21 protein-coding genes and 1 riboswitch are annotated in these 18,708 nt (G+C 50.4%); of the genes, 6 read left to right on the top strand and 15 right to left on the bottom strand.

Going from position 1 to position 18,708, the window contains the following annotated elements:
• Positions 1 to 89: 89 nt before the first annotated feature.
• Positions 90 to 743 carry a helix-turn-helix domain-containing protein gene (locus Q0418_RS02720; RefSeq protein ID WP_298482013.1) on the bottom strand — a complete coding sequence of 218 codons (654 nt, stop codon included), beginning with the start codon at positions 741 to 743 and terminating at the stop codon, positions 90 to 92.
• 171 nt (positions 744 to 914) lie between these two features.
• Positions 915 to 1,044: riboswitch (FMN riboswitch) on the top strand.
• A gap of 122 nt (positions 1,045 to 1,166) precedes the next feature.
• Here Q0418_RS02720 and ribD point away from each other — a divergent pair.
• From ribD to Q0418_RS02750, 6 genes are all read left to right on the top strand, one after another.
• Positions 1,167 to 2,261, top strand: coding sequence for a bifunctional diaminohydroxyphosphoribosylaminopyrimidine deaminase/5-amino-6-(5-phosphoribosylamino)uracil reductase RibD (gene ribD, locus Q0418_RS02725; RefSeq protein WP_298482015.1), 1,095 nt, complete (start codon positions 1,167 to 1,169; stop codon positions 2,259 to 2,261).
• Complete coding sequence (locus Q0418_RS02730) at positions 2,262 to 2,897, top strand: riboflavin synthase (RefSeq protein WP_298482017.1); 636 nt, start codon at positions 2,262 to 2,264, stop codon at positions 2,895 to 2,897.
• A 14-nt stretch (positions 2,898 to 2,911) separates the two neighbouring features.
• The gene (locus Q0418_RS02735; RefSeq protein WP_298482018.1) at positions 2,912 to 3,448 is read left to right on the top strand and encodes a GNAT family N-acetyltransferase; all 537 of its coding nucleotides are present in this window, start codon (positions 2,912 to 2,914) and stop codon (positions 3,446 to 3,448) included.
• Positions 3,449 to 4,645 carry a bifunctional 3,4-dihydroxy-2-butanone-4-phosphate synthase/GTP cyclohydrolase II gene (locus tag Q0418_RS02740; RefSeq protein WP_298482020.1) on the top strand — a complete coding sequence of 399 codons (1,197 nt, stop codon included), beginning with the start codon at positions 3,449 to 3,451 and terminating at the stop codon, positions 4,643 to 4,645.
• A 112-nt stretch (positions 4,646 to 4,757) separates the two neighbouring features.
• The gene (gene ribE / locus Q0418_RS02745; RefSeq protein WP_298482022.1) at positions 4,758 to 5,222 is read left to right on the top strand and encodes a 6,7-dimethyl-8-ribityllumazine synthase; all 465 of its coding nucleotides are present in this window, start codon (positions 4,758 to 4,760) and stop codon (positions 5,220 to 5,222) included.
• 19 nt (positions 5,223 to 5,241) lie between these two features.
• Positions 5,242 to 6,024, top strand: coding sequence for an HAD-IIB family hydrolase (locus Q0418_RS02750; RefSeq protein WP_298482023.1), 783 nt, complete (start codon positions 5,242 to 5,244; stop codon positions 6,022 to 6,024).
• Between the two features lie 245 nt (positions 6,025 to 6,269).
• Here Q0418_RS02750 and Q0418_RS02755 read toward each other — a convergent pair whose 3' ends face one another.
• The 14 genes from Q0418_RS02755 to rpsU all read right to left on the bottom strand — a co-directional run bounded on the left by Q0418_RS02755 (position 6,270) and on the right by rpsU (position 18,696).
• Complete coding sequence (locus Q0418_RS02755) at positions 6,270 to 8,741, bottom strand: leucine-rich repeat protein (RefSeq protein WP_298482025.1); 2,472 nt, start codon at positions 8,739 to 8,741, stop codon at positions 6,270 to 6,272.
• 204 nt (positions 8,742 to 8,945) lie between these two features.
• Complete coding sequence (locus Q0418_RS02760; protein WP_298482056.1) at positions 8,946 to 9,626, bottom strand: GH25 family lysozyme; 681 nt, start codon at positions 9,624 to 9,626, stop codon at positions 8,946 to 8,948.
• A 50-nt stretch (positions 9,627 to 9,676) separates the two neighbouring features.
• Positions 9,677 to 11,065 carry a thioether cross-link-forming SCIFF peptide maturase gene (scfB, locus tag Q0418_RS02765; protein WP_298482026.1) on the bottom strand — a complete coding sequence of 463 codons (1,389 nt, stop codon included), beginning with the start codon at positions 11,063 to 11,065 and terminating at the stop codon, positions 9,677 to 9,679.
• A gap of 138 nt (positions 11,066 to 11,203) precedes the next feature.
• Positions 11,204 to 11,341 (bottom strand): six-cysteine ranthipeptide SCIFF, encoded by a 138-nt coding sequence (scfA, locus tag Q0418_RS02770; protein ID WP_021680510.1) that lies wholly within the window; start codon positions 11,339 to 11,341, stop codon positions 11,204 to 11,206.
• Positions 11,342 to 11,460: 119 nt separating this feature from the next.
• Entirely contained in the window at positions 11,461 to 11,868 is a 408-nt protein-coding gene (locus Q0418_RS02775) for a TIGR04086 family membrane protein (protein ID WP_298482028.1), read from the bottom strand.
• A gap of 122 nt (positions 11,869 to 11,990) precedes the next feature.
• Positions 11,991 to 12,500, bottom strand: coding sequence for a preprotein translocase subunit YajC (gene yajC, locus Q0418_RS02780; protein WP_298482030.1), 510 nt, complete (start codon positions 12,498 to 12,500; stop codon positions 11,991 to 11,993).
• A gap of 37 nt (positions 12,501 to 12,537) precedes the next feature.
• On the bottom strand, positions 12,538 to 13,950 hold the full coding sequence (gene gltA, locus Q0418_RS02785) for an NADPH-dependent glutamate synthase (RefSeq protein WP_298482032.1): 1,413 nt from the start codon (positions 13,948 to 13,950) through the stop codon (positions 12,538 to 12,540).
• 2 nt (positions 13,951 to 13,952) lie between these two features.
• On the bottom strand, positions 13,953 to 14,786 hold the full coding sequence (locus Q0418_RS02790; RefSeq protein WP_298482034.1) for a sulfide/dihydroorotate dehydrogenase-like FAD/NAD-binding protein: 834 nt from the start codon (positions 14,784 to 14,786) through the stop codon (positions 13,953 to 13,955).
• A gap of 123 nt (positions 14,787 to 14,909) precedes the next feature.
• Complete coding sequence (locus tag Q0418_RS02795; protein WP_298482036.1) at positions 14,910 to 15,380, bottom strand: CD1247 N-terminal domain-containing protein; 471 nt, start codon at positions 15,378 to 15,380, stop codon at positions 14,910 to 14,912.
• A 76-nt stretch (positions 15,381 to 15,456) separates the two neighbouring features.
• Entirely contained in the window at positions 15,457 to 16,014 is a 558-nt protein-coding gene (gene efp / locus Q0418_RS02800; protein ID WP_177437100.1) for an elongation factor P, read from the bottom strand.
• A 314-nt stretch (positions 16,015 to 16,328) separates the two neighbouring features.
• Entirely contained in the window at positions 16,329 to 17,408 is a 1,080-nt protein-coding gene (locus Q0418_RS02805) for a Xaa-Pro peptidase family protein (RefSeq protein WP_298482038.1), read from the bottom strand.
• Positions 17,409 to 17,419: 11 nt separating this feature from the next.
• Positions 17,420 to 17,851, bottom strand: coding sequence for a type II 3-dehydroquinate dehydratase (gene aroQ, locus Q0418_RS02810; protein ID WP_022410796.1), 432 nt, complete (start codon positions 17,849 to 17,851; stop codon positions 17,420 to 17,422).
• Between the two features lies 1 nt (position 17,852).
• Positions 17,853 to 18,362, bottom strand: coding sequence for a YqeG family HAD IIIA-type phosphatase (locus Q0418_RS02815; RefSeq protein WP_298482041.1), 510 nt, complete (start codon positions 18,360 to 18,362; stop codon positions 17,853 to 17,855).
• A 160-nt stretch (positions 18,363 to 18,522) separates the two neighbouring features.
• Positions 18,523 to 18,696, bottom strand: a complete 174-nt coding sequence (gene rpsU, locus Q0418_RS02820) for a 30S ribosomal protein S21 (protein WP_009984057.1) — start codon at positions 18,694 to 18,696, stop codon at positions 18,523 to 18,525.
• Positions 18,697 to 18,708: the final 12 nt, after the last annotated feature.

The following is an 18,708-nucleotide window of genomic DNA, read 5'->3' on the forward strand; positions in this document are numbered from 1 at the left end:
AATACACAAAGTATTCACTGCGCTTTTTGTTTCATCTGACGAAAAATCTGACTGCACATCTGACGCACAATCTTTGTGCGGTATTGCCTCTATCCTTTTGGAAACAGCGATAATCGAAGTACCCTGTGCTCTGCCGCACACTTCCACAAATAACAGAAAGTTAGTAAAATCTGGAGCACGCCTGCCACCAGATAGACAACGCCGATGCCCGATATGGGAAATGTCACATGAAGCGACACCGCCGTAAACCAGATGATCCCTGTAATACAGATAAAACGCCACACATATGGCCACCAGAGAATCGCAAGCACCAGCCAGACAACAAAGCAGGCAGGTGCGGCATAGCAGAGCACACGAGAATTCCATACCGCTGCGATCTCCGGTGCCAGAAACCGAAAGAAGCAAATGGTCAGAAATGCTACCAGCCACACACCGCCTACAGACAGCAGCGTGATAAAATAGTGCTTCCAGCTAAATCTACTGGCAGTAGAATCAACGATTTTCGGCTCTATTTCAGCTTTTTCCGCCTGTGGAGCGATCAAATCATTGACTGTCACCCCAAAGACCTCAGAAAGCCGTATTAGCGTCATGGCATCCGGAATTCCCTCGCCCCGTTCCCATTTGGAAATGCTCTTGTCAGAATAGTTGATTTTCTCCGAAAGTTCAAACTGGGTCAGCCCCAGCTTTTTGCGGTACTGCGCAATGTTCTGTGCAATGGTTTGTTTTATTTCTTCGTCTGTCATGTCAGGTCTCCTTGTTATCGTTGAAATGGTGTGTTTTTATAGTATTATAGCAAAGATAAAAAAATAAGTCAAGCAGCGGAGAAAACGAAAAAATGTATTTTCTGCGTTGAAAAAAACTGTTTCTTCGTCTTGACAGGAACTATGATGTGTGCTATACTATAATCAAATAATCTTATGCTTCAGGGCATTGTGTAATTCATGACCGGCAGTGATGGACAAGCTTGTCCCAGTCTGCGAGCCATATGGCTGATTCGGTGCAATTCCGAAACCGACGGTATAGTCCGGATGAGAGAAGCAGCGCACATCACGTGTTTCCCCCATAACTTCTGTAAATTCCTGTACGGAATCCGTACAGCTTTGTGCCTGCCCTGTGGTATTTCCATAAGGCAGGCTTTTTTGATTGAAATGAAAGGCAGTATTGTTATGACACAACACACATTTTATATGCAGCGTGCCATTCAGCTGGCAAAGCGCGGCATCGGTTTTGTTAACCCCAATCCCCTGGTAGGTGCGGTGATCGTCAAGGATGGGCGCATTATCAGCGAGGGCTGGCACGCCAGATACGGCGATCTTCATGCTGAACGAAATGCGCTGAAAAACTGCACCGCCGACCCCACTGGAGCGACTATGTATGTCACTTTAGAGCCATGCTGCCACCACGGCAAGCAGCCGCCCTGCACTGAAGCAATTCTGAAGAACGGCATTCAGCGTGTGTATATCGGTTCCCGGGATCCCAATCCCCTGGTTGCCGGAAAGGGCGTCGCCTTTCTCCGGGAACATGGCGTGGAAGTCATAACGGATTTTCTCCGGGAGGAATGTGACGCTCTGAACCCTGTCTTTTTCCGGTATATTACCACAAAAATGCCGTATACCATTCTCAAGTATGCCATGACTGCAGACGGCAAGATCGCCTGTGCCGGCGGTGCTTCCCAATGGGTCACAGGAGAAACTGCACGTGCCCATGTACACCAGACCCGGAAGCGTGTTGCCGCCATCTGCGTGGGCATCGGCACGGTTCTGGCGGATGATCCCATGTTGAACTGCCGCTGCGAAAATCCCAGCCAGCCAGTGCGTGTGGTACTGGATACCCGCCTGCGCATTCCCCTGACATCCCGGCTGGTGCAGACGGCAAAGGATATCCCCGTAATCGTTTTCACCCATCAGCCCGACCCAGAAAAATGTGCCGCTTTGGAAACCGCTGGTGTCACGGTACTAGAAGCACCGCTGGAAGGTGCACACGTTTCCATCCTGGAATGCCTGGCGATATTGGGACAGCATGGGCTGGACAGCGTTCTCATTGAGGGAGGCGCATCCATACATGCAGCGGCATTGCAGGCAGGCTGCGCCGATCTGGTGCAGGTCTATCTGGCACCAAAGCTGTTCGGCGGTGATGGTCTGTCTCCCATTGGCAGCATAGGTATCCTGACTCCGGCAGAAGCAGTATTGCTTTCACCGCCGACAATTACAAAGCTGGGAGAAGATCTCCTGCTGGAGTACACCAGAAAGGATGGCGCATAAATGTTTACAGGAATCGTAGAAGAAATGGGTACAGTCCGGCGGCTGACCAAAACACCGGGCCGCTGCGAACTGGAGCTGACGGCATCCAAAGTACTGGAAGGCACAAAAATCGGGGACAGCATTGCCGTGAACGGTGTTTGCCTGACGGTGATCTCCATAGATGCAAATGGATTCACGGCAGATGTCATGCCGGAAACCCTGCGGCGCAGTAACCTAGGTGCGCTGAAACCCGGCTCCATGGTAAATCTGGAGCGTGCCATGGCGGCAGACGGACGCTTCGGCGGACATATTGTTGCCGGACACATTGACGGTACCGGTAAAATCAAGTCTATGCAGCCTGAGGGCAACGCAGTATTGGTGACCATTGGTGCGGCACCGGAACTGCTGCGGTATGTGGTGGAAAAAGGTTCCATCGCCATCGACGGCATCAGCCTGACAGTGGCAAAGGTGACCCATTCGGATTTCACCGTCAGTCTCATTCCTCATACCGGCGAGGAAACCACACTGCTGAAACACCGTCCCGGGGAGATCGTCAATCTGGAGACGGATATCATCGGGAAATATGTGGAAAAGCTCATGCAGCCGAAATCGGGCGGTGTGACGGTGGAACTGCTCCGGGAGAATGGGTTTTGTTAACACGAGGTGCACACATGATATTAGAAACGAAGCGATTGTCTCTGCGTGAGATGACACAAAACGATTTTGCATCCCTGTGCAAAATCTTACAGGACGAAAAAGTCATGTACGCCTATGAAGGCGCATTCAGCAATGAAGAAGTACAGCAGTGGCTCGACCGTCAGATTGCCCGCTATGAAAGCTACGGGCACAGATTCGGTTTATACGCAGTGATCTGCAAAGAAACCGGGGACATGATCGGACAGTGCGGACTGACCATGCAGCCGTGGAAAGACCGGGAAGTCCTTGAAGTCGGTTATTTGTTCCGAAGAGACTGCTGGCACAAGGGCTATGCCACCGAAGCTGCAAAAACGTGCAAAGAATACGCCTTTACAACATTGCATGCCCACGAGGTGTATTCCATTATCCGGGACACCAATCTTCCCTCACAGCGTGTAGCACTGCGAAACGGCATGAAAAGCGTGGATACCTGGACAAAGCATTACAGGGGCATAGATATGCCGCATCTGTTATTTTGTGTGAAACAATCAAACCGCAAGGAGGTTTTATAAATGGAATACCAAACCATTGAACAGGCACTGCAAGACCTGCGTGCCGGAAAGTGCATTCTGGTGACAGACGACCCCGACCGTGAAAACGAGGGTGACCTCATCTGCGCCGGACAGTTTGCCACTACCGAAAATGTCAACCTCATGGCAAGCTATGCCAAGGGGCTGATCTGTATGCCCATGAGCCGTGACAATGTTGTCCGGCTGGGACTGACCCAGATGGTTTCCCATAATACGGATAACCATGAGACGGCGTTTACCGTTTCCATCGACCACATTGACACCACCACCGGCATTTCCGCTGTGGAACGTGGACTGACAGCACGTATGGCAGCAGACCCGTCGGCGCATCCGGGCGATTTCCGCCGGCCGGGACACATGTTCCCTCTGGAAGCAAAGCCCGGCGGTGTTCTGGAGCGCAACGGCCATACAGAAGCAACTGTGGATTTGCTGCGCTTAGCCGGACTGACCCAGGTGGGGCTGTGCTGCGAGATCATGGAGGATGACGGCACCATGATGCGGGGCGAACGTCTGGAAGAATTCGCCAAGCAGCACGATCTCTCCTTTATCACCATCCGGGAATTGCAGCGCTACCGCCGGAATCACGACAACTTCGTGGAAGAAGTGGCACGTGCCCAGCTGCCCACCTCTCACGGCGAATTTCAGATGTTCGGGTTCCGCAACACCATCAATGGCGATGAACATGTGGCGCTTGTCATGGGTGATGTTGCCGATGGAAAGCCGGTGCTGTGCCGGGTGCACTCCGAGTGTCTGACAGGAGATGTGTTCGGCTCCTGCCGCTGTGACTGCGGCGAACAGCTGAATCGTGCACTGGATATGATTCAGGCAGAGGGCAGAGGCATTCTGGTCTATCTCCGGCAGGAGGGCAGAGGTATCGGACTGCTCAACAAGATTCGGGCGTACAAATTGCAGGAAGATGGTCTGGATACGGTGGAAGCCAATATCCAGCTGGGCTTTGCACCGGATCTCCGGGATTACAGTGTGGGAGCGCAGATCCTGAAGCACTTAGGGGCAACTTCTCTGCGGCTCATGACCAACAATCCTGACAAGATTGCAGATCTGTCCGAATATGGATTGACCGTGGCAGAGCGTGTGCCCATCGACATTCCCGAAAAGCCCGAAAATCTGCGGTATCTCAAGACAAAACAGTTTAAGATGGGACATTATCTGCACTTCTGAGCAGCGTTGTTCCGCTTCAACATATCTGCGGGCGAACAATGTTCGCCCCTACAGCAAACCCTACCACCAATTCCAACGAAAAGGTGAAAAATAACAATCTGGAGGTATTCTTATGAAAACATTAGAAGGCATGTACGAAGGCAAGGGACTGAAAATCGCCATTGTGGCATCCCGGTTCAACGAATTTATTACCAGCAAGCTCATAGGCGGTGCAGAGGATTGTCTCCTGCGCCACGGCACAGACGGAGATGACATTACCCTGGCATGGGTGCCGGGTGCTTTTGAGATTCCCCTGGCGGCGAAGAAACTGGCAAATTCCGGCAAATACGATGCGATCATCTGCGTAGGTGCAGTCATCCGTGGTTCCACCAGCCACTATGATTATGTATGCGCCGAGGTTTCCAAGGGCATTGCACAGGTGGGACTGGAATCCGGTGTGCCGGTGCTGTTCGGCGTGCTGACAACGGATACCATCGAACAGGCAATCGAGCGTGCCGGCACAAAGGCAGGCAACAAGGGCTATGATTGTGCCATGTCGGCACTGGAGATGGTGAGCCTGTTCAAGAACGTGGAATAAATCCAAAAGAGGGATTCTCATGCAAAACTTCATCTTCTTCGACATTGACGGCACCATTATTTCCGAGGACGGCTTTCTGCCGGAATCCGCAGTCCGTGCCATCCGTGCCGCACGTGCCAGAGGCAATGCCACCCTCATCAACACCGGGCGCACTGCCATGAACGTGGATCCATATCTGAAAGAAATCGGCTTCGACGGCTATATTTACGGCTGCGGCACGGAGCTGGAATATGACGGCAAGATCTTATTTCACGAGACGCAGACACCGGAGCGCAGCCGGGAAATGGTGGAACTGGTACGCCGTACCAACGTTGCCGTGCTGTACGAGCGCAGCGATGCCATGTTCTACGACCCACAGACACGGATGCTACCGGGGCTGGAGGAACTTCTGGAGCTGTACACCAGAAAGCACACAGCATTCTCGACAGTGCCCGAAACGCCGGACTGGTACACGGACAAGTTTGTCATCTGGTATGACGAAAAAAGTGACCTTGCCGGATTTCGGAATGGCATCCGAAAAAAATTTTTCTTTATCGACCGTGGAAACAATTTTGCTGAAATGGTTCCCTGGGGCTGTTCCAAAGCAAGGGGCATGGCAAAGCTAATGGAACTCCTGGGCGCAGAACGGGAACAGGTTTTCGCCATCGGCGACAGTCTCAACGACCGTCCCATGCTGGAGTATGCCGGCACTGGAATCGCCATGGGAGACAATCCTATGCTGCACCCCTATGCGGACTACATCACGGCGAATCTGAAAGAGGATGGGCTGGAAAAGGCGCTGGCGCATTTTGATTTAATATAAGGCAATACCGCACAAAGATTGTGCGTCAGATGCGCAGTCAGATTTTTCGTCAGATGAAACAAAAAGCGCAGTGAATACTTTGTGTATTCACGAGCATTTTTGTGAAATATGACGGAAAAGATGCAAGCATATGACGTGCAAAGCCGTCAGGCGCTCTTTGTGCGGTGTTGCCTATAATATGACAACAACACCGCATACCCGAAAATGTCAGGTATGCGGTGTTGTTGCGTTATAGAAAAATGAAATTATGCCTGTGTATACGGCAGTGTGCCAATGAGATGCACCAGGAATTTCAGCAGCAGAATGGCATCGTCTGTGCCGAGTTCGCCGTTGGCATCGCAGTCGGCATTGTCTGCCGCCTGATCGGAGAGCTTCACCGCACCGGCAGCGGCTTTGTTCAGGAGAACAGAGTCGGTGATATCTACTCTGCCGTCCAGATTTACATCGCCGTAGAGAACGGTAGAATCTGCTGTATTCTGTGTTGTGCTGGTGCTCTCTGTTTCAACGGGAGAACCAGTGGTACTGATTTTAGCAGTTGTCGTTGTTTCGGAGGTGGTCGTAGTGGTAGCAGCCGTTGTGCTTGTTGTGGTCACATCCGGCGTATCAGGACTGTCCTGAAAATGGATCTCAGCTGCAGAAAGCGGTCCGTTATGGAAGAACCAAAAGCCCGACCAGGAAATATCAATTGCATTCCATTCCTCTTCTGTCCCCTCAAAATAAACATCCTGCAAATTGGTGCAATCTGCAAAGGCACCACACTCGATCTTTGTAACAGTCTTTGGTATGGTAATGCTTTCAAAATCATTCCCCGCCAATGAGAATGCAGTTATGATTTTCAGATTTTTAGGAAGGATCACTTCTGATGCCTTATAAGTTGAGCATGCTACATATCCACCGCCAGATGCAATACCGGACGGCAGTTCTGTCATGGTATCCGGAAACTTTACGGATTCTACTCCTGCAAGACCTAACAATTCAATTTCTGTAAGGGAATCCGGCAGTTCCAAATGTGGTGTTGCCTGATATGGATTTGAAAATCCATTGGTCATATACGCCCATACAGAACCAAGATATTGTAAATGATTTGGAATATTGATCTTTTCCAATCCCATACAATAAATAAAAGCATATGACTCTATGCGAGTTACACTATCCGGGAACGTGATACTTTTAATTTTGTACAATTCTTCTGCGTTATCAGGATTATAGCAACTAAAAGCACCGCCTGCAATAGTAGTAATCCCATCCGGCACAACAACGTCACCCTCACACATGGATGCATCCACCAGAATATCATCAATGACTTTCATGCCATTGTCCAGTGTTTTCGCCTGTGCCTGCGCCCAGGGCGAACCCACAAACAACCGAAGATACTGTTCTTTTAACGTATCTGACATCGAAACCTCTTCCAGCTTTGAAACATTGATGAAAGAATAACCTTCACCGGTATACAAATCGTCAATCATTTCATCACAAATATACTTCACACTGTCTGGAATGGTCAGTTTTCTCAGATACTTTGCAGTTGATTCTTCATCATTAACATACTCATTATGAAGCGCACCATCTGCAATTCCAACCGTCCCCGGCAGAATTTCCAGTTCTGATACACTGCTATCGAAGTCTATCAGCCAGTGATCCACATATTTCGCCACACCTGTCTGTGCATCCGAAATCGCAGTTAAAGAAAACGCCTGATATCCCACCTCAGTTACGCTGTCTGGTATGGATACCTCAGCTAAATTGGTGCAACCGGAAAAAGCATGTTGTCCAATTTTGGTCATTCCCTGGGGCAATGTCACACTGGACAGTAACTCGCACCCGAAGAATATGCCATCTTCCAATTCAGTCACCCCAGCCGGTATCTCATAAGCACCGCTTTTACCCCTTGGATAACACAAGAGCTGTGTTCCATCCTTGGAAAATAAAACGCCGTCCTTACTCTGATAATTCGGATTTTCCGCTGCAACTGAGATGGACTCTAAAGTTTTACACTGAGATAGTTCATACCCATATAAATCTCTATTTTCAGTAAAAAAATTCGGAACATCCGAAATTCTCGTCACGCTCTTCGGAATTGTCAGAGACGTCACTGCACTTTTTTCATTTTCATTCTGATAAAATGAATATGCGCAAATCGTGGTCACGCCCTCAGGAATAACTACATCTCCCTCACACTGACAGGCATCTATCAGAAATGTGTCCAGTATTACCATATCATTTTCCGCTTTTTGCTGTTCCAGCCACGGTGTCTGATAAAAGACCAGATCACCCATATCCCGGATCGTCTCCGGAAGTGTAATTTTTTCCAGGCTTGTACAGTTGTAAAACAGCCACTGCGGAATCAGACTGACACTGTCCGGGATTTCGATTTCTGTCAGACTGGTACAATTCTGAAACGCCCCTGCGCCAATGATAGTAACGCTGTCCGGTATTGTAACAGATACAATGCTAGAAGAAGAATCAAATGCAAACTGGTCAATTCTGGTGACAGCCATTCCATCAATTTCAGAAGGAATCTCCAACGCAGTTACGCCCTCTACACCTTCTGCAAATCCAGTGATCTGAATCGTACCGTGATTCAGCACCTTATACGCCAGATCTCCATATGTTCCCGTCTCTGCCGCTGTCTCCTCTGCACTCACGGCAAAGGGCGCACTCACTGCAAAAATCACGCCAGCAGATAACATGGCAAGCAGCCTCTTCCAAATCCTCATATCCTAATACTCCTTTTTCATTTTGTCACATTCCACGAACTGGAATATACAAGAACCTTATACCATGAAAGAAGGGGGATTTAATGTATATTTTGTAAAATGTAAACACCGCATACCCGAAAATGTCAGGTATGCGGTGTTATAAGCTATTCCGGTGTGACACCTGTTCCCACTAGTTTTTGAAACGCAGAAAAATCCCGGATATTATGTCCCATACGCCGCAAAATCTTCCTCCGACCCTGCAAACGCATTGCCATCAATATATCGTTCTTCGCCATCGTACCCTTCCAACCGGAGCCGATTGGAATACTGCCAGAATGTCCATGTCCGGTCCCCATCGCCGCCCGACGGTTCGCTGTAAACGCTGCGTTCCCAATAGGCATATTCCGGAAACGCCTCTGTCACCCAGAAGGTGTCTTTTGTCACATAGAGGATAGGCTTCACGCCATACGCCTCTTCCAGTGCATTCAACATTGTGGAAAGTTCCTGCTTCACGATCTCCCTGTCCGGGGGCGTTTCCTTGTAATCGCCGTAATATTCCACATCCACCACCGGCGGCAGCATATTTTCCATCGGCTCTACTGTCTGGGTAAATCGTACCGCCTGGGTCTCGCCGCTGCTGTCAAAACTGAAAAAGTGATATGCCCCCATGCGCAATTCTGTTTCCGCAGCATTCTTCCAGTTATCCGAAAACTGCGGATCCACATAGCCGCTCCCCTCTGTGGCTTTGACAAATGCAAAGGAAATATCCTGTGCCGCCAGCACTTCCCAGTCGATCTGTCCCTGATACTCGGACACATCCACGCCATGCACAGGAAACTGCTTTGCAGCATGACCGTTCAGTTGGATCACACCAAACCAGACCAATGCCGCACCCACAGCCACTATCAAAAAAAGTACACCACCCACGAGGGCAATGCACTCTCTAAAGTGCTTCACTGATTCTGTTCCTGCTTTGCAGCATCCCGATCCATGCGGATTGCCTTGAGCACAATAGCGCATTCCAGGCGCTTTTTCTCGATCTCACAGGAGAGCTTGTGCGCCTTGTGCACATCACCGGCATACTGATAATTATTGGCATTACATCCGCCGCTGCAATAAAACCGTGCCCAGCATGTCCGGCAATCCGGCTTGCTGTAAATATGAGTTTTTGCGAAATCCGACTTCATTTCCTGATTGAAGGTACCGTCTGCCAGGTTCCCCATTTTATATTCCGGCTCGCCCACAAACTGGTGGCAGGGGTAGATATCTCCATCGGGAGTGATCGCCACATACTCATTACCGCAGCCGCAGCCCCGGAGCCGCTTGATGGCGCAGGGACCCTGATCCAGATCCAGCATAAAGTGGAAGAAGTTAAACTTCTTTCCCGTTGCCTCATAGTCCAGGATCCGCTGCATGAGCCGTTCGTATTCCTCAAAAATACGGGGCAGATCCGCCTCGGTAATGGCATAGGGTTCAGACGGATCCGCCATTACCGGCTCCACGGAGATCTGGTCGAATCCAGCATCCAGAAGTGCAAATACATCGTCGGAGAAATCTAGATTATACTTGGTATAAGTGCCACGGACATAGTATTCCTTATCCCCACGCTGTTGCACCAGCTTCTGATACAGAGGAACAATACGGTCAAAGGAACCCTTTCCGTCTGCACGGGGACGCATATTGTCATTGACTTCCTTTCTGCCGTCAATGGAGAGCACCACGTTGGACATTTCCTTGTTGATGAAGTCGATCTTGTCATCTGTCAGGAGCATTCCGTTTGTGGTAATGGTAAAGCGGAACTTTTTCTTGTAAATTGGTTCCTGGCTCCGGGCATATTCCACGATCTGCTTTACTACATCGAAATTCATCAGCGGTTCGCCGCCGAAGAAATCCAGTTCCAGATTTACACGATCACCAGAATTTTTCAGCAGAAAGTCGATCGCCTGCTTTCCGGTCTCATAGGTCATGAGCTTTCGGCCTTCGCCAAAGTCACCGGTGGAAGCAAAGCAATATTTGCAGCGCAGATTGCAGTCATGGGCAATATGCAGACACATTGCCTTGATGGGAGATGCCACAGCAAAGTTGGCATACTTCTCATAGTCATCCGGCGAGAAGAGAATACCCTCCTCATACGCCTCCAGCACCTCTGCATAGCAGGAACGAATCTCCTCAGGGTCGTAAAAACGGGACAGCTTTTCTACCACTTCTGCCGGGCATTCCGGCGCAAGGGGCGGTGCCACATTGTCCAGCATATCATAGGTCAGCTCGTCCACCACATGAACGCCGCCGCTGTTGACATCCAGCACAACATTATAATCGCCCAGTTTATATTTATGAATCATATACAAATTCCTCTTTCCAAATCGTCCGTTTTTCCGGACAGTAAAATATTCCCAGGATGCGAAAAAAGGGACAAAAGCTGTCCCTTTTCCCTATTTGTTTGCAGGCATACCACGAAGCCTGCTGTGGTGCAGATGCACTTAGTGCTCGCACTTCTGGTTAGCTACTGTGCAGGAAGTCTTGCAAGCAGACTGACAGGAAGCCTGGCACTTACCACAGCCGCCCTTTGCAGCAGAAGCCTTCAGGTTAGCCGCATTGATGGTCTTGATGTGCTTCATTCAGAACCCTCCCCAAAAAAGTTTACTCTCATTATAGCACAAATTTGTCCGATTTTCAAGCTTTCCATGCAAAAACGGAAAAAAGTTTACATATATCGTTTTCACAGCGGTTTTGTCTTTCATCTAGGTGGCTTTTTATGTTGTGCATTGACACCAGAAACGCCGCCCCAGCCACCGCCTGTCAGCAGACAAACCGGACGCAGCAATCCGCCGCCTGTATCCTGCCACACCAATCCCAGCAAAAGCAGTATCAGATACAGCATCAGACCGCACACCAATCCGGTTTTCAGTCCATGATGCCGCCGGTGAAACCCAGCGAAACGACCCATGGCATATCCCGACAGCAACAGTGCAATTGCCGCCATGAGGGAGAGCATCCACTCTGCCGCATCCGCCAGCATCATCATTCCCGCAAGTACAAGCAGACACGCCAGAAGCATCCCTGCACCTACCGGCAGCGAAAACAGCAGATACCACAATCCAGATTCCCATAAACTGCGCCTTGCCGGCGGCCGTCTTGTCTGCATGGCGCATTCCTCCTGTCCGTTCTCTTCTGTTGATTCATATGCAGACATGCAGACGATTAGAACAAATGCAAAAACGGGCTGCATCTCTGCAACCCGTTTTCTGGCATATTATATCTGCAAACTTAGTCCTTCAGCATGCCCTGATCTCCGTCAGAGTCATCCTTTTTCTTCTTGTTTGCCTTTTCTTCTTTCTTTGCCTTTGCCGCAGCAAGCTTTGCTTCCTGTTCCCGCTTGGTGTTTTCGGTCATGGTCAGATTCTCCTGGATCGCCCAGTTTTTCAGGCGGATCTTATTCCGGTTGCCGGTGGTTTCAATCACAACAGTATCTTCACCCACCTGTACAACGAGACCAACAATACCGCCGATGGTAACGATCTCATCACCTACCTGGAGACTGCTCTGCATTGCTTTTGCTTCCTTGTCCTTTTTCTTCTGGGGACGAATCAGAATGAAATACATGACAGCAAACAGCAGTATCATAAAGATCAGATAGCCCACTGTACCAAAGCCACTTCCGGCGGTGCTGCCAGACGATGCCGAACCACCCTCCGCAAATGCTGTTACGGCGCAGAGCGAGCCTGTCAGTGCTGCTGTACTTGCAGCGAGTCCCAGTTTTGCAAATTTCTTCATCATGATCAAAAACCCTTTCCTCACGTTTTACCGAGCGTTGTTATACCTTTGCAGCCTTTCCGCTTTTCAGCACTTCATCAATGGATGCAGCAGCTGTTTTTCCTGCACCCATGGCAAGAATAACTGTTGCTGCGCCAGTGACTGCATCGCCGCCGGCATAGACTTTTTCCTTTGTCGTTGCCATCTCTTCGTTAACCACGAGACAGCCCCAACGATTTGTGTCAAGTCCTTCTGTTGTCGCAGAGATCAGCGGATTCGGCGAAGTACCAATTGCCATAATGACCGTATCCACGTCCAGGACAAACTCGCTGTCGGGAACGGCAACCGGACGGCGTCTGCCGCTTTCATCCGGCTCACCCAACTCCATGCGGATGCACTTCAGACCATTGACACGGCCATTTTCATCACCCAGGATCTCCACCGGATTGCACAGATTCTTGAATTCCACGCCCTCTTCCTTGGCATGGTGCACCTCTTCCAGACGTGCCGGCATTTCTGCCTCCGAACGGCGATAGACAATGTAGACATGCTCCGCACCCATACGCAGTGCACTTCTTGCGGCGTCCATTGCCACATTGCCGCCGCCCACAACAGCAACTGCCTTGGATTTTATCACCGGCGTTGCATATTTGGGGTCGTACCCGTGCATGAGATTGATACGGGTCAGATACTCATTTGCAGAGCAAACACCTACCAATGCTTCTCCCGGGATATTCATGAACCGAGGCAGACCTGCACCAGAGCCAATAAATACGGCATCATAGCCGGATTCCATCAGTTCATCCACAGAGAGAATCTTGCCGATGACCATATCCGGCTGGATCTCCACGCCCATTTCTTCCAGTGCATGGATCTCTTTCTGGACGATTTCCTTAGGCAGGCGAAATTCCGGGATACCGTACATAAGCACGCCGCCGGCAACCTGGAATGCCTCGAAAATGGTCACCTGATAGCCCAGCCGTGCCAGATCGCCGGCACAGGTCAGACCTGCCGGGCCACCGCCCACAATGGCAACACGCATGCCGTTGGATTCAGCAATTTCGCTCTGTCCGGTATAACCATGTTCTCTTGCATAGTCCGCTACAAAGCGTTCCAGACGACCGATGGCAACCGGCTCGCCCTTCTTACCGCGAACACATTTTCCCTCGCACTGATTTTCCTGAGGACAAACACGACCGCAAATCGCCGGCAGACTGTTTGTGGTGCGGATGATATCATACGCCTGCAAGAAATCACCGGCAGCCACTGCTGCGATGAACTCCGGGATGGGTACGCCTACCGGACACCCGCTAACGCAGGGCTTTACCTTACAATGCAAACAGCGAGTTGCTTCTTCCTGTGCCTGTTCCGGGGTATAGCCCATGGCAACCTCCTGGAAACAGCGTGCACGCTCCTTGGGATCCCGTTCCGGCATGGGCACTTTCTGCGGTGCCATATTGAAATTTCCAGCCATGATCACCGATCCCCCTTCCCATAGAGTCTGCACTCGTGTTCTTCCTGTACCCGATACGTGCCGTTCCGGCGCATAAGTTCGTCAAAATCCACCTGATGTCCGTCGAAATCGGGGCCATCCACACAGGCATAGCGAATCTTTCCGCCCACAGTGACACGGCATCCGCCGCACATGCCTGTACCATCTACCATAATGGGATTGAGGGATACGATGGTCTTGATATGATACGGCTCTGTGGTCTTGCAGACGAACTTCATCATAGGAACCGGTCCGATGGCAATGACAACGTCATACTTTTTGCCCTTGTCCAGCTGTTCCTGGAGCACATTGGTCACGAAACCCTTTGTACCGTAAGAGCCGTCATCAGTACACAGGTAAAGATGATCGCTGCACGCCCGGAATTCATCCTCCAGAATCACAATATCCTTATTGCGGAAGCCCACGATGGTATCTACCTCCAGACCCATAGCATGGAGATGCTTTGCCTGGGGGTACGCAATGGCACAGCCCACGCCGCCGCCGATGACGCAGACGGACTTCGCATCCTCCGGCAGTTCCGTGGGAACGCCCAGAGGACCTACAAGATTCAGGATGGAATTTCCAGCCTCCAGCTCCGCAAACCGACGTGTACTCTCACCAGCCGCCTGGAAAATCAGGGTAATAGTACCCTCCGTGCGGTCATAGTCCGCAACCGTCAGTGGCACACGCTCGCCGAATTCGTCCAGCCGGAAGATGATAAACTGACCCGGCAGCACTTTTTTTGCAATGAGCGGTGCAGCAATACGCACCATGGTCACTGCATCGTTCAGTTTTTTCTTTTCTACAATTTGAAACAATTCTGTCACCTCATAAATTGAGTGGTTAACGAAACAAGCCGACGGACCCGCCGGCTTGTTTCCTATCAGAGCTGCACCAAAATACCCCGATACAAGCTCTGTTTCGTGCAAAATCATGCCTGATTATTCGTCTGCGTCCGGCTCCTCAATGGGCACTTCAAATTCGTCCATAGTCAGATCGCTGTAGTCGAATTCCAACATTTCGCCGCAGCACGGACACGGCATTTCGCCTTCTTCCAGAACAGATTCATCCAGGACAACAACATTGTTGCAGGAAGGGCAGACTGTCTCGTACAGTTCTTCCTCGTCATCATCCTCATAATCGTCCTCATCGCAGCAGAAATCATAGGCATCCTCGTCGTCATCGTCCTCTTCATAGACGATATCCTCCAGGTCGCCCAGATCCTGATCCAGCAGATCGCAGACCTCAGTCAGCTCGTCCACCTGGGTCTGCAGATCCACAACATAGGCGGTCATTTCCTGCATGACATCCAGAAGCTTTCCCAATACCTTGCCTTCTTTTGAACTGGTCAGATCAAGCTCCATGCCGTCGACCATACCGCGCAAATACGCCATCTTATCTGTCAGATTCATACAGTATACCTCCTGTTCTGTGCAGCAGTCTGCCGCCTTTGCGGACAGTACTGCTCTGTGCAAAAATAATTTAAACTTATGCACGCTCCATATACTCACCAGTTCTGGTGTCGATGCGGATCATATCACCCTGGTTAATGAACAGCGGCACCTTGATCTCTGCACCGGTCTCCAGCGTTGCCGGCTTTGTTGCATTAGTAGCAGTATCACCCTTGAAGCCCGGGTCTGTCTCGGTAACTTCCAGCTCTACAAAGTTGGGCGGCTCAACACCAAAAACATTGCCCTTGTAGGACAGAACCTTGACTTCCATATTTTCTTTCACAAACTGGAACGCAGAACCCAGCTTGGACTTGTCGATGGGCTGCTGCTCATAAGTTTCCATATCCATAAAGTAGTACAGATCGCCGTCGCTGTACAGATACTGCATGTCCTTGCGCTCAATATAAGCAGTCGGATACTTATCTGTCGGGTTGAAGGAACGCTCAACCACGGCACCGGTGATCACGTTCTTATACTTGGTACGCACGAATGCAGCGCCCTTACCCGGCTTTACGTGCTGGAATTCGATTACCTGTACCACGTTGCCGTCCAGTTCGAATGTGATACCGTTTCTGAAATCGCCTGCTGAAATCATAAATTGAAACCTCCGTTTTTTATCCTTTGTTGCAACGATGTGGGGCAGTTCATCTTGTCAGTCCAACATGTTACAGTCTTTTCCCCACCCAAAAGCATTGCTTACCTCTATTATACAACATTATCGCAAACTTTGCAAGCCTTTCCTGAAAAAAATTTACTTTGGGGCTATTTATGGGATTTGAGGAGAAAATCACTGCACAATGCCGATGTTTATCTATAGGGCATCTCAAAAAACCTCAAATCCGTCAGATGTGGTGCAGATTTGCACCATTCCTCACTCCTAACTCCTCATTCTCCATTGAAAAAACCGCCTCAGTCCAACACCATCAAATGCTTCGGTGCCTTTGTCAGATTTTCGCAGCCATCCTCCCGGATCACCACAAAATCCTCAATGCGCACGCCAAATTCACCCGGCAGGTAAATACCCGGTTCAACCGTCACCACATTTCCCGGCTCCAGTACTGCCTGCGAACCCGGCGAAGCATTAGGATATTCATGGATCTCCAGACCGACACCGTGTCCCAGAGAATGCCCGAAATTCACGCCATAGCCTGCCTCTTCGATGACATCCCGGGCGCACTTGTCCAGTTCTCTGCCGGTCATGCCTGCCTTTGCCCCAAGAAGTGCCGCCGCCTGTGCCAGATAAACGGTTTCATACACGATCTGCATTTTTTCACTGGGCTGACCCACACAGACAGTCCGTGTCATATCGCTGTGATAGCCGTCCACCGTTGCGCCGTAATCCATGAGCACAAAGTCACCTTCCTGCACCAGCCGTTCTGCCGACGGCACACCATGGGGCATGGACGTCGCTGTACCAGTCAGGGCAATGGTAGGAAAAGATTCCCCATCCGAACCATGTTCCATCATGGTCTGGTTCAGACGTAGCATAACATCCCGTTCCGACACACCCGGACGCAGAAATGTCAGGATATCCTCAAAGGCAATTTCCGCAATACGCTGTGCCGCCCGGATTTTCTCTATTTCCGAATCAGACTTCACTGTGCGGCAATCGTAGATAAGGCGGCTCAGGGTATCGCTGTGATCCAGCTGTACCTGACTGCCCATATGCTTTTTCAGCTTGGAAAACTGGCTGAGCGTCATGGTCATGGATTCCACAGAAAGGGTATGTGCATGGTGCTTCTGGAGCAGTTCCCGGATCTGTTCTTGCAGATCATGCTGTTCGATCACAGTACAGTCTTTCACGCACTGCTTCGCCTTTTCAATATATCGAAAATCAATGAGCAGATATACTGCATCCCGGAAGCAGAGCACTGTTCCCGCAGAGGACTGCATCCCCGTGAAATACCGCCGGTTCACATCTGACTGGATCAGTGCAGCGTCTGTTTCCGGAGGCAATTTCTGCATCAGCGCTGCAATTCGACTGGTCATGCCCACTCACCTCACATTTCAGAAAGTGCCTGAAGTGCCAGAAAATAGCCGTTGATGCCGAATCCGGCAATGGTTCCGGCGCAGACCGGGCTGAGTACCGAATGGGAACGGAACTCATCTCTGGCATAGATATTGCTGATATGTACCTCTACACAGGGAATGCGGATATCATGAATGGCATCGTGAATGGCATAGCTGTAATGGGTATATGCACCGGCATTGATTACAACGCCGTCAAAAGTATGCCGCGCCGCATGGAGCTTGTCAATAATTGCACCCTCGTGATTGGACTGAAAGATCTCGCATTCCAGTCCCAGTCCCTCTGCCCGATCCAGGATCTGGCGGTTCAGATCGGCAAAAGTGGTATTGCCGTATACGCCCGGTTCCCGTTCGCCCAGCAGATTCAGATTCGGTCCGTGGATCACCAATACTTTTTTGATCATATCAATCGACTCCTTCTTCTTTTTCCTCATAAATTTTCCGCGGCAAAAACGGCATTTCCAACTTCCGCTTCACCTTAAAAAACGTTGTCTTTTCCATTTCCATGGGGAACACAAATATACACGGAATCCGGAACAGATTTGCCCCCAGCACGTCCGTGAAGATCTGATCCCCCACTGCGGCAACTTCCTTCCGGGACAGTCCCATTTTCCGCACTGCCTCCCGGTATCCCTTGGACAAGGGTTTTTTTCCCTCGCACACAAAATCCAGCCCCAGCCGTCTGGCAAAAGGCTCCACTCTCGGGGGATGGTTATTGGACACCAGACACAGAGAAATCCCTGCCGCCTGCATCCCTGCCACCCACGCTTCCACACCGGGTGCCGGCGTAGGGTTGTCGTGGGTTGTGAGGGTGTTGTCAATATCCAGCAAAAGCCCCTTTACGCCCAGGGTATCCAGCAGCCGGGGCGTAATATCGCATACGCTGCGCAGTGCGATCTTTGTCCGAAACAGCATGGCTGTCCCTCCTTATATCCGAATAGAGGGACAGCAAGTCCCCTTATTATTATCATTATACTATCATTTCTGCGCCGGAAATGTCGAAAATGCGCATACTGCAAAAAACGGGCGCACTCTTCTCAAGTGCGCCCGCATGCTGTGTATCGCAATGATTTTATTAATACTTGCGCTTACGAGCAGCTTCAGACTTCTTCTTACGCTTTACCGAAGGCTTTTCGTAATGCTCTCTCTTACGAACTTCAGCGATAACGCCGTCCTTCGCACAAGATCTCTTAAAGCGCTTCAGAGCGGTGTCCAAAGACTCGTTCTTACCAACGCGAACTTCTGCCACTTACATTTCCCT

The sequence above is a fragment of the uncultured Ruminococcus sp. genome (assembly GCF_937915125.1).
Classification (GTDB): domain Bacteria; phylum Bacillota; class Clostridia; order Oscillospirales; family Ruminococcaceae; genus Ruminococcus_C.

Coding starts and splice junctions, on each gene's coding strand:
- Q0418_RS02720 (WP_298482013.1), bottom strand. CDS start 743: ATGACAGACGAAGAAATAAAACAAACCATTGCACAGAACATTGCGCAG.
- ribD (WP_298482015.1), top strand. CDS start 1,167: ATGACACAACACACATTTTATATGCAGCGTGCCATTCAGCTGGCAAAG.
- Q0418_RS02730 (WP_298482017.1), top strand. CDS start 2,262: ATGTTTACAGGAATCGTAGAAGAAATGGGTACAGTCCGGCGGCTGACC.
- Q0418_RS02735 (WP_298482018.1), top strand. CDS start 2,912: ATGATATTAGAAACGAAGCGATTGTCTCTGCGTGAGATGACACAAAAC.
- Q0418_RS02740 (WP_298482020.1), top strand. CDS start 3,449: ATGGAATACCAAACCATTGAACAGGCACTGCAAGACCTGCGTGCCGGA.
- ribE (WP_298482022.1), top strand. CDS start 4,758: ATGAAAACATTAGAAGGCATGTACGAAGGCAAGGGACTGAAAATCGCC.
- Q0418_RS02750 (WP_298482023.1), top strand. CDS start 5,242: ATGCAAAACTTCATCTTCTTCGACATTGACGGCACCATTATTTCCGAG.
- Q0418_RS02755 (WP_298482025.1), bottom strand. CDS start 8,741: ATGAGGATTTGGAAGAGGCTGCTTGCCATGTTATCTGCTGGCGTGATT.
- scfB (WP_298482026.1), bottom strand. CDS start 11,065: ATGATTCATAAATATAAACTGGGCGATTATAATGTTGTGCTGGATGTC.
- scfA (WP_021680510.1), bottom strand. CDS start 11,341: ATGAAGCACATCAAGACCATCAATGCGGCTAACCTGAAGGCTTCTGCT.
- Q0418_RS02775 (WP_298482028.1), bottom strand. CDS start 11,868: ATGCAGACAAGACGGCCGCCGGCAAGGCGCAGTTTATGGGAATCTGGA.
- yajC (WP_298482030.1), bottom strand. CDS start 12,500: ATGATGAAGAAATTTGCAAAACTGGGACTCGCTGCAAGTACAGCAGCA.
- gltA (WP_298482032.1), bottom strand. CDS start 13,950: ATGGCTGGAAATTTCAATATGGCACCGCAGAAAGTGCCCATGCCGGAA.
- Q0418_RS02795 (WP_298482036.1), bottom strand. CDS start 15,380: ATGAATCTGACAGATAAGATGGCGTATTTGCGCGGTATGGTCGACGGC.
- efp (WP_177437100.1), bottom strand. CDS start 16,014: ATGATTTCAGCAGGCGATTTCAGAAACGGTATCACATTCGAACTGGAC.
- Q0418_RS02805 (WP_298482038.1), bottom strand. CDS start 17,408: ATGACCAGTCGAATTGCAGCGCTGATGCAGAAATTGCCTCCGGAAACA.
- aroQ (WP_022410796.1), bottom strand. CDS start 17,851: ATGATCAAAAAAGTATTGGTGATCCACGGACCGAATCTGAATCTGCTG.
- Q0418_RS02815 (WP_298482041.1), bottom strand. CDS start 18,362: ATGCTGTTTCGGACAAAGATCGCACTGCGCAGCGTATGCGATATTACG.